Raw genomic sequence first — 12,946 nt, forward strand, 5'->3', positions numbered from 1 at the left:
GGCGCCCGCGCGCCGGCCGTGTCCCGTCTCCGCTACGCCTACGCGTCGCCGCCGGCCGCGCCCGGGTCGGCCGCGGTGACGTCCAGCAGGTCGTAACGGTCCAGGGCCGTCTTCAGCACCGAACGGTCGATCGTGCCCTCGCGGGCGAGCTCGGTGAGCACCGCGAGCACGATCGACTGCGCGTCGATGTGGAAGAACCGGCGCGCGGCGCCGCGGGTGTCGGCGAAGCCGAAACCGTCCGCGCCGAGCGACTGGTAGGTGCCGGGCACCCAGCGCGCGATCTGGTCCGGCACCGCGCGCATCCAGTCCGAGACCGCCACGAACGGACCCTCGGAGCCCGAGAGCTTCCTGGTGACGTACGGGACGCGCTGCTCCTCCTCCGGGTGCAGGAGGTTGTAGCGCTCGGTGTCGACCGCGTCGCGGCGCAGCTCGTTCCAGGAGGTCGTGGACCAGACGTCCGCCTTGACGTTCCACTCCTCGGCGAGGACGCGCTGCGCCTCGACCGCCCACGGGACCGCCACGCCAGAGGCCAGGATCTGGGCCGGGATCTGCCCCTGCTGCCCGGCGCTGTACTTGTAGACGCCCTTGAGGATGCCCTCGGCGTCCACGTTCTCCGGCTCGGCCGGGTGCTGGATCGGCTCGTTGTAGACGGTGAGGTAGTAGAAGACGTCCTCGTTCTCCTCGGGCGTCCCGCCGTACATCCGGCGCAGACCGTCCTGGACGATGTGCGCGATCTCGTACCCGAACGCCGGGTCGTAGGAGACGCACGCCGGGTTGGTCGACGCGAGGAGCTGCGAGTGGCCGTCCGCGTGCTGGAGCCCCTCACCGGTCAGGGTCGTGCGTCCGGCGGTCGCGCCCAGCACGAAACCGCGCGAGAGCTGGTCGGCCATCTGCCAGAACTGGTCGCCGGTCCGCTGGAACCCGAACATCGAGTAGAAGACGTAGACCGGGATCAGCGGCTCGCCGTGGGTGGCGTAGGCCGAGCCCGCGGCGATCAGCGAGGCGGTGCAGCCGGCCTCGGAGATGCCGTCGTGCAGCATCTGACCGGTCGGCGACTCCTTGTACGCCAGCAGCAGCTCGCGGTCCACCGACTCGTACTGCTGACCGAGCGGGTTGTAGATCTTCGCGCTCGGGAAGAACGCGTCCATGCCGAAGGTGCGGTACTCGTCGGGGGCGATCAGCACGAAACGCTTGCCGATCTCCTTGTCCCGCATGAGGTCCTTCAGGATGCGGACGAACGCCATGGTCGTGGCGATCGACTGCTGGCCCGAGCCCTTCTTCGCGGTCGCGTACGTCTTGTCGGCGGGCAGCGGCAGCGGCTTGGCCCGCACCACGCGCGTCGGCACGTAACCGCCCAGGCTCTGCCGGCGGTCGTGCATGTACTGGATCTCCTCCGAGTCACGGCCCGGGTGGTAGTACGGCGGGTTGCCGTCCTCCAGCTCCTTGTCCGCGATCGGGATGTGCAGCCGGTCGCGGAAGCGCTTGAGGTCGTCCGCGGTCAGCTTCTTCATCTGGTGCGTCGCGTTGCGGCCCTCGAAGTTCGGGCCGAGCGTCCAGCCCTTGACCGTCTGCGCCAGGATCACCGTCGGCTGGCCCTTGTGGGCCTTGGCCGCCGCGTACGCCGCGTACACCTTGCGGTGGTCGTGGCCGCCGCGTCCGAGGTGCAGGATCTGGTCGTCGGACATGTCCTTGACCATCTCGCGCAGCCGCGGGTCGTCACCGAAGAAGTGGTCGCGGATGTAGGCGCCGGACTCGGTCGCGTACGTCTGGAACTGGCCGTCCGGCGTGGTGTTGAGCTTGTTGACCAGGATGCCGGTGCGGTCCTGCGCCAGCAGCGGGTCCCAGGACCGGTCCCAGACCAGTTTGATGACGTTCCAGCCGGCGCCGCGGAACTGCGACTCCAGCTCCTGCACGATCTTGCCGTTGCCCCGCACCGGTCCGTCGAGCCGCTGCAGGTTGCAGTTGACGACGAAGGTCAGGTTGTCGAGGCCCTCACGGGCGGCGATCGAGAGCTGGCCGAGCGACTCCGGCTCGTCCATCTCACCGTCGCCGAGGTACGCCCAGACGTGCGACTTGGAGGTGTCGGCGATGCCGCGCGCCTCCATGTACCGGTTCATCCGGGCCTGGTAGATCGCGCCGAGCGGGCCGAGGCCCATCGAGACGGTCGGGAACTCCCAGAAGTCCGGCATCAGCCGCGGGTGCGGGTAGCTGGACAGGCCGTTCGGGGCCTTCGACTTCTCCTGGCGGAACGCGTCGAGCTGCGCCTCGGAGAGCCGGTCGAGCAGGTAGGCGCGGGCGTAGATGCCGGGGGAGGCGTGCCCCTGGAAGAAGATCTGGTCGCCGCCGTCGCCCTCGTCCTTGCCGCGGAAGAAGTGGTTGAAGCCGACGTCGTACAGCGACGCCGACGAGGCGAAGGTGGCGATGTGGCCGCCGACCCCGATGCCGGGGCGCTGGGCGCGCGACACCATCACGGCGGCGTTCCAGCGGGTCGCGTTGAGGACCTTGCGCTCGATCTCCTCGTCGCCGGGGAAGAACGGCTCGTCCTTCGTGGCGATCGTGTTCACGTAGTCCGTGCTGCGCATCTCCGGCACCGCGACGCGCCGCTCACGGGCGCGTTCGATGAGGCGGAGCATGAGGTAGCGGGCGCGCTCACGGCCCCGCTCGTCGACGGCGGCGTCGAGGGAGTCGAGCCATTCCTGGGTCTCCTCCGGATCAAAATCCGGGACCTGGCTCGGAAGGCCGCCAATGATGATCGGGTTGCGATCGGATCCGGAAGCCACGCTGTTCCTTCGCTGTTCGGTACTGCTCTACGGGGCCCGTCGCCGGGGACCCTTCCCCGGGACGTACGTCTGCGGTTGCACCGCCTCCATCGTGGACCGCCGAGGCCCGTACGTCACCTCTACCGTGGGGTAACCCGCAGGTTCCCGGACGCCGGTCCGGGGCACGAGCACAGTGCGGCGGCAGCACGGCACGGCACGAATCGCAACCATACGCCCAAGCCGCCCAAGTGTTCCCAAAGCCTGTTCGGTGCCGAATGACGGAGTGAAACGGCATAAGCTGAGGAAGGACGTATACGGACTGGGTTCCGGTCGCGGCCGACGAGAGACATGCTGGGAGTGCGGTGACGTGGCAGGGAATGTCACCGTTCAGGCGGTCTCGGACGCCGGGTACTTGCGCGATCCGCCGAGCCCGTGTGGACTACGGCCAACGCCCCGCGCACGCGCGTGGCTGAAGCATTTTCCGAAACATGATCAGGAGGCAACCCGTGAGCGCGACCGCGGACCACGCGGAGGAGACCAACCTGGCTGCACGGCTGGGGTTCGAACCCGGTCAGGTGGTCCAGGAGATCGGCTACGACGACGACGTCGAGCTGGAGCTCCGTGAGGGTATTGAAGCCACGATCGGCACCGAACTCGTCGACGAGGACTACGACGACGTCGCAGACGTCGTCCTGCTCTGGTTCCGGGACGAGGACGGCGACCTCACGGACGCGCTGGTGGATGCCATTGGTCTGATCGAGGACGGCGGAGCGGTCTGGCTGATGACGCCGAAGACCGGCCGCGACGGTTACGTCGAACCGAGCGACATCAACGAGGCGGCCCAGACCGCAGGTCTCGCCCAGACCCGGAGCATCAACGCCGGCAAGGACTGGACGGGCAGCCGTCTGGTCACCCCCAAGGGGGCCAAGGCCAAGCGCTGACCCCGCTCCCGCACCGCATCGGGCCCCCGGACGGCTTCCCGCCGCCGGGGGCCTTCGTGCGTCCTCGGGCGGCTGCGTAGGCTGGGGCGCGCCGGGCGGTGACCGCCCGGTGACAGCGGATGACCCAGCGAAGGGACACACCCCCATGGCGATCGAGACGGGCGCCCCGGCTCCGGACTTCGAGCTCAAGGACAACCACGGCCGGACCGTGCGGCTCTCCGACTTCCGCGGCGAGAAGAACGTGGTCCTGCTCTTCTACCCGTTCGCCTTCACCGGCGTCTGCACCGGCGAGCTCTGCGCGCTCCGCGACGAGCTGCCGCGGTTCGAGAACGCCGACACGCAGCTCCTCGCGGTCTCCAACGACTCCATCCACACCCTGCGCGTCTTCGCCGAGCAGGAGGGCCTTCAGTACCCGCTGCTGTCCGACTTCTGGCCGCACGGCGCCGTGTCGCGGGCGTACGGCGTCTTCGACGAGGAGAAGGGCTGCGCGGTGCGCGGCACCTTCGTCATCGACAAGGAGGGCGTGGTGCGCTGGACCGTCGTCAACGGGCTGCCCGACGCGCGGGACCTGAAGGACTACATCGCGGCGCTCGACGCGCTCTGACCGCCCCGGACCGGGCACGTCCACCGGCGGCACCCTGTCGAAAGCCTGTGTCCGCCGGGAACCGGTCACTAGGATCGAAGCGTTGATCCGAGTACTGCACGCACAACGGGGACGCTGGTTCCGCCGGCCCCTACTCACTCATGGGAGGACTCGTGGGAGTCAGCCTCAGCAAGGGCGGCAACGTCTCGCTGACCAAGGCCGCACCCAACCTGACCGCGGTCACCGTCGGTCTGGGCTGGGACGCCCGTACGACCACCGGTGGTGACTTCGACCTCGACGCCAGCGCGCTGCTGGCGAACACCGCGGGCAAGGTCGCCATCGACGGGAACTTCGTCTTCTTCAACAACCTCAAGAGCCCCGACGGCTCCGTCGAGCACACCGGTGACAACCTCACCGGTGAGGGCGAGGGCGACGACGAGGTCATCAAGGTCAACCTGGCCTCCGTCCCGGCGGACGTCGACAAGATCGTCTTCCCGGTCTCGATCTACGAGGCCGAGTCCCGCCAGCAGAGCTTCGGCCAGGTCCGCAACGCGTACATCCGCGTGGTCAACCAGGCCGACAACTCGGAGCTCGCCCGCTACGACCTGAGCGAGGACGCCTCGACGGAGACCGCCATGGTCTTCGGCGAGCTCTACCGCAACGGCGCCGAGTGGAAGTTCCGCGCCATCGGCCAGGGGTACGCCTCGGGGCTGCGCGGCATCGCGCAGGACTTCGGCGTCAACGTCTGACCGTCCGGCCCGGGTCCGGGCGACCGGCGCCGGCCCCGACTGGCCGGCCCGGTGGGCCCGCCCCCACCCGCACCACCGCGTCCGGCGCCGCACCTTCCGTGCGGCGCCGGACGCGCACGGGCGTCCAGGACGCCCGGTCCGGGCGCCGCGAGCGCCCGGCGACCGTCCAACGAATCGGGGAGGACACATCATGGGCGTCACGCTCGCCAAGGGAGGCAACGTCTCCCTCTCCAAGGCCGCACCCAACCTCACCCAGGTACTGATCGGGCTGGGTTGGGACGCGCGTTCGACCACCGGGGCCGATTTCGACCTCGACGCCAGCGCGCTGCTGTGCCAGTCCGGCAGGGTGCTGGGCGACGAGTGGTTCGTCTTCTACAACAACCTGACCAGCCCCGACGGGTCCGTGGAGCACACCGGTGACAACCTCACCGGTGAGGGCGACGGCGACGACGAGTCCGTGATCGTCCGCCTCGACCAGGTGCCCGCGCACTGCGACAAGATCGTCTTCCCCGTCTCGATCCATGAAGCCGACAATCGCGGGCAGACTTTCGGTCAGGTGAGCAACGCCTTCATCCGCGTGGTCAACCAGGCGGACGGGCAGGAACTCGCGCGCTACGACCTCAGCGAGGACGCTTCGACCGAGACGGCGATGATCTTCGGTGAGCTCTACCGGTACGGCGGGGAATGGAAGTTCCGCGCCGTCGGGCAGGGGTACGCGTCGGGACTGCGGGGCATCGCTCTAGACTTCGGGGTCAACGTTTCGTAAAGCCGCGCACGGCGCGGGGGAGCCCCGTTCTCGGCGGGGGAGAGACCCGTTACAACACGATGGGGTAGCCAGTGCTTCTGAAAACCTTCGGCTGGTCGTTCGCGGTGACCGCGCTCGGCCTGGTCGCGGCGATTTTCTACGGGGGGTGGCAGGCTTTCGGCGTCGTCGCGATCCTGTCGATCCTGGAGATCTCGCTGTCCTTCGACAACGCGGTGATCAACGCCGGAATCCTGAAGAAGATGAGCGCCTTCTGGCAGAAGATCTTCCTCACGGTCGGCGTGCTCATCGCCGTCTTCGGCATGCGGCTGGTCTTCCCGGTCGTGATCGTCGCGATCAGCGCCCAGCTCGGCCCCATCGAGGCCATCGACCTGTCGTTCAACGACCCTGACCAGTACAAGCAACTCGTCACGGACGCGCACCCGTCGATCGCGGCCTTCGGTGGCATGTTCCTGCTCATGATCTTCCTCGACTTCATCTTCGAGGACCGGGACGTCCAGTGGCTGCGCTGGATCGAGCGCCCGCTCGCCAAGCTCGGCAAGGTCGACATGCTGTCGGTCTGCGTGGCCCTGATCGTTCTGCTGATCGCCTCGATGACCGTCGCCACCCACGCCCACCAGCACGGCGGCGGCCACGTCGACAAGGCGTCGACCGTGCTGCTGTCCGGTATCGCCGGTCTGATCACCTACCTCGTCGTCGGCGGTCTCTCGGGCTTCTTCGAGAACAAGCTCGAAGAGGAGGAGGAGCGCGAGCACGAGGCCGAGGAAGAGGCCAGGAAGTCGGGCAAGCCCGCCTCCGCCGTGGTCCTCGCGGGCAAGGCCGCGTTCTTCATGTTCCTCTACCTGGAGGTCCTGGACGCGTCCTTCTCGTTCGACGGCGTGATCGGCGCGTTCGCCATCACCAACGAGATCGTGCTGATGGCCCTCGGCCTCGGCATCGGCGCCATGTACGTCCGTTCGCTCACCGTCTACCTGGTCCGCCAGGGCACGCTGGACGACTACGTCTACCTGGAGCACGGCGCCCACTACGCGATCGGCGCCCTTTCGGTCATCCTGCTCGTCACCATCCAGTACGAGATCAATGAGATCATCACCGGTCTCGTCGGTGTCGTCCTGATCGCCTGGTCGTTCTGGTCCTCGGTGCGCCGCAACAAGGCCATCGCGGCGGCCGGCGGCGGCGACGGCGGCAGCGATTCCAAGGCGGAAGTCACCTCCGGGGTGTGACCCGGTAGGGATTGAGGGAACGCTCTCTGCGGGGCGGCCCACACGGCGACGGCTCTCCGGGACACCCGGAACCGGTGCCGGTGGCCGCCCCGCAGGCTTGTACGGGTACGCGAGGGCCGCGACGGCCGGGGACACCGGCACCGCGGAGAACACAAGGGGGCGGGATGGCTTTCTGGGACGGCCTGTGGCCGGGGCGCAACGCCCAGTTCGACGCGGGCACCTCGGCGACGAGCGCGATCACGCTCTCCAAGCGGCACGCCACCGTGTCGCTCGACAAACAGGGCGCCGTGTCCGGGAACCTCCGGGTCAACCTCTCCTGGCGGATGCGGACCTCCGACATCGAGGGCAGGTCGCGGCAGGGCGGGCGGCTGCTGCGCCCGCTCCAGCTCTTCAAGCCCGACGTCGTGCAGGCGCACACCCAGGGCATGGTCAACGTCGACCTCGACCTCGGCTGCATGTACGAGCTCGCCGACGGCACCAAGGGCGTCGTGCAGCCGCTGGGCAACCTCATCGGCGACCTGAACACACCGCCGTACATCCGGCTCAGCGGCGACGACCGCTTCGGCGCGCCCTCCGGGGAGACGCTCTACGTCAACCTCGACCACCGGGAGTCGTTCAAGCGGCTGCTGTTCTTCGTCTACATCTACGACCAGACGCCGGCGTTCGACCGGACGCACGCCAAGGTCACCCTCTATCCGGGCAACGGCCCGCGGATCGAGATCGAGCTGGACGAACGCGCCCCGCAGGCCCGGTCCTGCGCCGTGTTCACCGTGGACAACGTCAAGGGGGAGCTGATCGTGCGCCGCGAGGTGAAGTTCGTCTACGGATTCCAGTCCGAACTGGACCGGCTCTTCGGCTTCGGCATGCAGTGGGGCCGCGGCTACAAGACGCGTGCGTGAGGGTTCACGCGCGCAGGAACTGCGGCCCCTGGGGCGGCAGCCGGAACGGTGCCTCGGCACCGTCCCGCGCCGCGGGCCGCGGACGGCCGTGGGCGGGGGCCGCGGGCGGGACCGGCGGCGCCTGCGGGACGGCGTGCGGCTGCGGGTAGCCGTACCCGGACGCGGCGGGGGCCGCGCCGGTCTGCGGGTAGCCGTAGCCACCCGGCTGGGGATAGCCGTAGGCGGGCTGCGCGGCGGCGGGCCGCGCGTGGGCGGGAGAGGTGGCGGGCGGCGCCGGGGCGTCCGGCTGCGGGTAGCCGTAGGCGGGCTGCTGATGCAGCACGGTGGCCATCGCGTCGGGGTCCTGGGCCGGGCGGCGGGCGTGCTGGCCCCCGGAGGCAGGGACGGACGCCTGAGGGCCCTCGTCGGCCGGCCGCTCCTGATCGGAGTCGTCGACGGAGATCCCGAAGGCCGTGGCGAGACCGATCAGCCCGGTCGGATACCCCTGCGCGACCGCGCGGAACTTCCAGCCGTCCCCGCGCCGGTAGAACTCGCCGCAGATGATGGCGGTCTCCTCGCCCGTCTCCGGCCGGACGTCGAACACGGCGAGCGGCTCGGCGTCCGGCGAGGCCGCGTCGAACAGCGATATCCGCAGATCGCGGACGTGTTCGAAGGAGGCGCCGTCCGACGACGCCGCGACGACCACCTGGTCCACGGAGGCGTCCAGACCGGTCAGGTCGGCCTCCACGCCGTCGGTCAGGAACTCGCCCGAGCTGCGCTTGGGCAGACGTCGCACCAGGCCGGACGGATGGCGGGGCTGGTTGTAGAAGACGAAGTCCTCGTCCGAGCGCACGCGGCCGGAGGCGCCCAGCAGCAGGGCGGAGGCGTCCACGTCCGGCACGCCCGGCCCCGGGGTCCAGCGCAGCACGGCTCGTACGGCCGTGGTGCCGAGGGGGACGTTCGAACCCTTCACCATCGCGTGCGTCATGCCGGTCATCCTGCCCGTTGGCGGTACGTCCGAACAACGCGGGGGCCGTAACAGCTCGGCGTGGCGCGGCTCCGGGGTGTGCCCGAAGGGTGCCTTCCCGGCGTGGAACCGTGAGAAAGGGGCAGAGCCTACCGTGCGGAGGCTCCTGCCACGGGCGGGTAACCCGAAGTTCACATATGCGGGGAACTGCGGACACGTGTTCGTACGTACTATTACCGGCCATGCGTTGCACGATCGATCAGGCAGTTCGGGGGAAAACATGCGTCATTTCAGTCAGATCTCGCCTGCTGTCCGGGAGAACCTCTTCTTCCGGGAACCGTGCACATTCGACGCGAGCTCTCCGGCCCCGGTGCTTTCGGCAGCGCTCGGCGCCACGCTCTACAGCCCCGCCACCCGCCCGCGGCTCGCGGACGACGTGATCAAGCAGGCGGGCCGCGGAGTCGTCTCCATGGTGCTCTGCCTGGAGGATTCGATCGACGACGCCGACGTCGAGGGCGCCGAGGAGAACCTCGTCGTCCAGTTCGCGGACCTCGCGCGCCGCGAGGCGGACGTCCCGCTGCTCTTCATCCGGGTCCGCGAGCCGGAACAGATCACCGACCTGGTGGAACGGCTCGGCGACACCGTCCGGCTGCTCTCCGGATTCGTCCTGCCGAAATTCACCGAAGGGCGCGGCGAGAAGTTCCTCACCGCCCTCGGTAACGCCGAAAAGGCTTGCGGACAAAGGCTGTTCGCGATGCCCGTCCTCGAATCCCCCGAGCTCATGCACCTGGAGACGCGGACCGAGACGCTGCGCGGAATAGCCCGCCTGGTGGGCCGCCACCGCGACCGGGTCCTCGCGCTCCGCCTCGGCGTCACCGACTTCTGCTCCGCCTACGGACTCAGACGCGCCCCCGCCATGACCGCGTACGACGTCCAGATCGTCTCCGCCGTCATCGGCGACGTGGTCAACATGCTCGGGCGGGCCGACGGCACCGGTTTCACCATCACCGGGCCGGTCTGGGAGTACTTCCGCCACCAGGAACGCATGTTCAAGCCGCAGCTCCGCCGCAGCCCCTTCCAGGAGGGCAGCGCCGAGAAGCTGCGCACCGAACTCATCGAGCACGACCTCGACGGACTGCTCCGCGAGATCGAGCTGGACCGGGCCAACGGCCTGCTCGGCAAGACCTGCATCCATCCCACCCACGTGGAGCCTGTGCACGCGCTGTCCGTCGTCAGTCACGAGGAGTTCAGCGACGCCCAGGACATCCTGCGGCCCGAGCGCGGCGGCGGCGGGGTGCTGCGCTCCGCTTACACGAACAAAATGAACGAAGTGAAGCCGCACCGGGCCTGGGCCCGGCGGACCCTGCAACGCGCGGAGGTGTTCGGCGTGGCGCGGGAGGACATCGGCTTCGTGGAGCTGCTGGCCGCCGCGGTCGGGGACTGAGTGCGCCCGGCCCCGCGCCGGGCCGCGGCCCGGAACCCGCGGCCGGCCGGCCAAGACGGACCTGGCGCGCGCCGATGAGCGGCCGTGCCACGAGAGAAGAGACGGTTGACGTGGTGTGGTCGGGCAGTTGGGTGGCCGAGCGGCTCGGAGTCGGGCTGGACGGCGACGGAGATCTCCAGGACCTGCTGGGCCTCGCCCTGAGGCGCAACCCCAAGCGGGCCCACCTGCTGGTGTCGAACATCCTCGGCAAACACGTGCCGCAGCTGCCGTCCGTGGTCCACGGCTCCGGCGTCGCACTGGGCCGCCGGGTCCGTGAGCTGCTCGGCGACGAGGCCGACCGGGCCGTCGTCCTCGGCTACGCGGAGACCGCCACCGGACTCGGCCACGCCGTCGCCGACGGCCTCGGCACCGCGACCTACCTCCACTCCACCCGCCGCCCGGTGCCCGGCGTCGCGCCCGCCGGCGGCTTCGAGGAGTCGCACTCGCACGCCACCTCGCACCTGCTGCTCCCCGAGGACCGCACCCTGCTGCTCGGCACGCCGGGCACCGCCCCCGCCCCGCTGGTCCTCGTCGACGACGAGTTCTCCACCGGCAACACCGTCCTCAACACCATCCGCGCCCTGCACGCGCTGCACCCGCGCGAGCGGTACGTCATCGTCGCCCTGGTGGACATGCGGTCCGCCGAGGACCGCGGCCGGCTCACCGGCTTCGCCGCCGAGGTGGGCGCACGCGTCGACCTGGTGACCCGCAGCTCCGGCACGGTCAGCCTGCCCGACGGCGTCCTCGAACGCGGCCAGGAGCTCGTCGCCGCACAGGAGGAACTGGCCGCCACCCCGCCGCTCCCCGGCACCCCGGCGGCCCCCTGCGTCCGGGTCGCCCTGGACTGGCCGGCGGGCGTCCCCGACGGCGGACGGCACGGCTTCACCCCCGCCCACCGCACCGCGCTCGAAGCGGCCCTGCCCGAGATGGCCGACCGAATAACCGGCGCCCTGGGCGACGCCCGCAAGGTCCTCGTCCTCGGCTTCGAAGAGCTCATGTACGCCCCGCTGCGCCTCGGCACCGCCCTGGAGGAACGCACCGCCGCCGAGGTCCGCTACTCCACCACCACCCGCTCGCCCGTCCTCGCCGTGGACGACCCCGGCTACGCCATCCGCAGCCGCCTCGTCTTCCCGGCCCACGACGACCCGGCCGACGGCCCCGGCGACCGGTACGCCTACAACGTCGCCGGAGCCGGTTTCGACGCCATCGTCGCCGTCGTCGACTCCCACGCCGACACGCCCGAACTCCACGCCCCCGACGGGCTGCTGGCCCGCCTCGCCGCCCACACCGGCCGGGTCCTGCTCGTGGTCGTCCCCTCGTACACCCCCGAACGGCAGGAGGCCGCCATGCTGCCCGAACCCCTCAGAGGCCCCGACTTCTCCTCGTACCCCGCCGAGGACGTCGGCTGGCTGCTCCAGGACCTCTCGGGAACCGAGCTGGAGGCCCCCACCGAGGAGCGCGAGGAGGCGATACAGAGCGGCGGCGCCCACTACGCCGAGTCGCTGCCCGTCGAGTACCAGCCCAGCCCGGAATACCAAGCGCTCTTCACCGCCGCGCTGGAGACCTCCGCCGCGCGCGTCGCCCGAGCCGTCGGCACCGTCACCGAGACGGTCCTCGCCGAACGCGGCCCCCGGCCCGTACTCGTGTCGCTGGCCCGCGCCGGAACGCCCGTCGGCGTTCTCATGCGCCGCTGGGCCCAGCACCGGCACGGCATCGACCTGCCGCACTACGCCGTCTCCATCGTGCGCGGCCGGGGCATCGACGCCAACGCCCTGCGCTGGCTGGCCGCCCACCACGACCCCGCCGACGTGGTCTTCGTCGACGGCTGGACCGGCAAGGGCGCCATCACCCGCGAACTCGCCGACGCCCTCGCCGGCTTCGAGGGGTTCGACCCGGAGATCGCGGTGCTCGCCGACCCCGGCGGCTGCGTGCGCACCTACGGCACCCGCGAGGACTTCCTCATCCCGTCGGCCTGCCTCAACTCCACCGTGTCCGGGCTCATCTCACGCACCGTCCTGCGCGCCGATCTGGTCGGGCCCCACGACTTCCACGGCGGCAAGTTCTACCGCGAACTGGCGGACGCCGACGTCTCCCTCCACTTCCTCGACACCATCACCGCCCGCTTCGACGAGGTCGCCGAGGCCGCGGACACCGAGGCCAAGGCACTGCTGGCGGCCGACCGCGCCCCCACCTGGGAGGGCTGGGCGGCCGTCGAACGCATCAGCGAGGAGTACGGCATCCACGACGTCAACCTCGTGAAGCCCGGCGTCGGAGAGACCACCCGGGTCCTGCTGCGCCGCGTACCCTGGAAGATCCTCGCCCAGCGGGGCGCGGGCGCCGACCTCGACCACGTACGCCTGCTCGCGGCCCAGCGGGGCGTGCCCGTCGAGGAGGTCGACGGGCTTCCCTACAGCTGTGTCGGCCTGATCCACCCCCAGTACACGCGGGGCGCGACCGGCGCCGACGGCAAGGCGGTGACCGAGAAGTGACCACACCCGACGCCGTACCCGCTGACGCGCTTCCCTCCCTGGAGACGGTCTCGCCCGCCGACCCCGCGGTCCCCCCGCCGCCGGTCGAGCCCTCCCTCCCCGCCCCGCCCG

10 protein-coding genes are annotated in these 12,946 nt (G+C 70.3%); 8 read left to right on the forward strand and 2 right to left on the reverse strand.

The window, feature by feature from the left end; all coding sequences use genetic code 11:
* Positions 1 to 38: 38 nt before the first annotated feature.
* Positions 39 to 2,780, reverse strand: a complete 2,742-nt coding sequence (aceE, locus tag Q0994_RS07275; protein ID WP_299530528.1) for a pyruvate dehydrogenase (acetyl-transferring), homodimeric type — start codon at positions 2,778 to 2,780, stop codon at positions 39 to 41.
* A gap of 485 nt (positions 2,781 to 3,265) precedes the next feature.
* Between aceE and Q0994_RS07280 the strand changes: the two genes are divergently transcribed.
* From Q0994_RS07280 to Q0994_RS07305, 6 genes are all read left to right on the forward strand, one after another.
* Positions 3,266 to 3,700, forward strand: a complete 435-nt coding sequence (locus Q0994_RS07280; protein WP_299530530.1) for a DUF3052 domain-containing protein — start codon at positions 3,266 to 3,268, stop codon at positions 3,698 to 3,700.
* Between the two features lie 145 nt (positions 3,701 to 3,845).
* A complete protein-coding gene (locus Q0994_RS07285; RefSeq protein ID WP_299530532.1) occupies positions 3,846 to 4,304 on the forward strand; it encodes a peroxiredoxin in 459 nt (152 codons plus the stop codon).
* 152 nt (positions 4,305 to 4,456) lie between these two features.
* Positions 4,457 to 5,032, forward strand: coding sequence for a TerD family protein (locus Q0994_RS07290; protein WP_299530534.1), 576 nt, complete (start codon positions 4,457 to 4,459; stop codon positions 5,030 to 5,032).
* A gap of 190 nt (positions 5,033 to 5,222) precedes the next feature.
* Positions 5,223 to 5,798, forward strand: coding sequence for a TerD family protein (locus Q0994_RS07295; protein ID WP_299530536.1), 576 nt, complete (start codon positions 5,223 to 5,225; stop codon positions 5,796 to 5,798).
* 71 nt (positions 5,799 to 5,869) lie between these two features.
* On the forward strand, positions 5,870 to 7,018 hold the full coding sequence (locus Q0994_RS07300; protein WP_299530538.1) for a DUF475 domain-containing protein: 1,149 nt from the start codon (positions 5,870 to 5,872) through the stop codon (positions 7,016 to 7,018).
* Between the two features lie 164 nt (positions 7,019 to 7,182).
* Positions 7,183 to 7,917, forward strand: coding sequence for a Tellurium resistance (locus Q0994_RS07305; RefSeq protein WP_299530540.1), 735 nt, complete (start codon positions 7,183 to 7,185; stop codon positions 7,915 to 7,917).
* A 4-nt stretch (positions 7,918 to 7,921) separates the two neighbouring features.
* On the opposite strand, the gene Q0994_RS07310 is transcribed toward Q0994_RS07305, so the two are convergent.
* Positions 7,922 to 8,884 (reverse strand): TerD family protein, encoded by a 963-nt coding sequence (locus Q0994_RS07310; protein WP_299530542.1) that lies wholly within the window; start codon positions 8,882 to 8,884, stop codon positions 7,922 to 7,924.
* 259 nt (positions 8,885 to 9,143) lie between these two features.
* Here Q0994_RS07310 and Q0994_RS07315 point away from each other — a divergent pair, with 259 nt between their 5' ends.
* A complete protein-coding gene (locus tag Q0994_RS07315) occupies positions 9,144 to 10,307 on the forward strand; it encodes an HpcH/HpaI aldolase/citrate lyase family protein (RefSeq protein WP_299530544.1) in 1,164 nt (387 codons plus the stop codon).
* 74 nt (positions 10,308 to 10,381) lie between these two features.
* Complete coding sequence (locus Q0994_RS07320) at positions 10,382 to 12,835, forward strand: phosphoribosyltransferase (protein ID WP_299530546.1); 2,454 nt, start codon at positions 10,382 to 10,384, stop codon at positions 12,833 to 12,835.
* Positions 12,836 to 12,946 lie beyond the last annotated feature (111 nt).

The sequence above is a fragment of the uncultured Streptomyces sp. genome (genome assembly GCF_947488945.1).
Classification (GTDB): Bacteria; Actinomycetota; Actinomycetes; order Streptomycetales; family Streptomycetaceae; genus Streptomyces.

What these genes read in the sequence shown, in the direction of transcription:
- Q0994_RS07295 (WP_299530536.1), top strand. Translation starts at nt 5,223, where the DNA reads ATGGGCGTCACGCTCGCCAAGGGAGGCAACGTCTCCCTCTCCAAGGCC.
- Q0994_RS07285 (WP_299530532.1), top strand. Translation starts at nt 3,846, where the DNA reads ATGGCGATCGAGACGGGCGCCCCGGCTCCGGACTTCGAGCTCAAGGAC.
- Q0994_RS07305 (WP_299530540.1), top strand. Translation starts at nt 7,183, where the DNA reads ATGGCTTTCTGGGACGGCCTGTGGCCGGGGCGCAACGCCCAGTTCGAC.
- Q0994_RS07320 (WP_299530546.1), top strand. Translation starts at nt 10,382, where the DNA reads ATGAGCGGCCGTGCCACGAGAGAAGAGACGGTTGACGTGGTGTGGTCG.
- Q0994_RS07310 (WP_299530542.1), bottom strand. Translation starts at nt 8,884, where the DNA reads ATGACGCACGCGATGGTGAAGGGTTCGAACGTCCCCCTCGGCACCACG.
- Q0994_RS07315 (WP_299530544.1), top strand. Translation starts at nt 9,144, where the DNA reads ATGCGTCATTTCAGTCAGATCTCGCCTGCTGTCCGGGAGAACCTCTTC.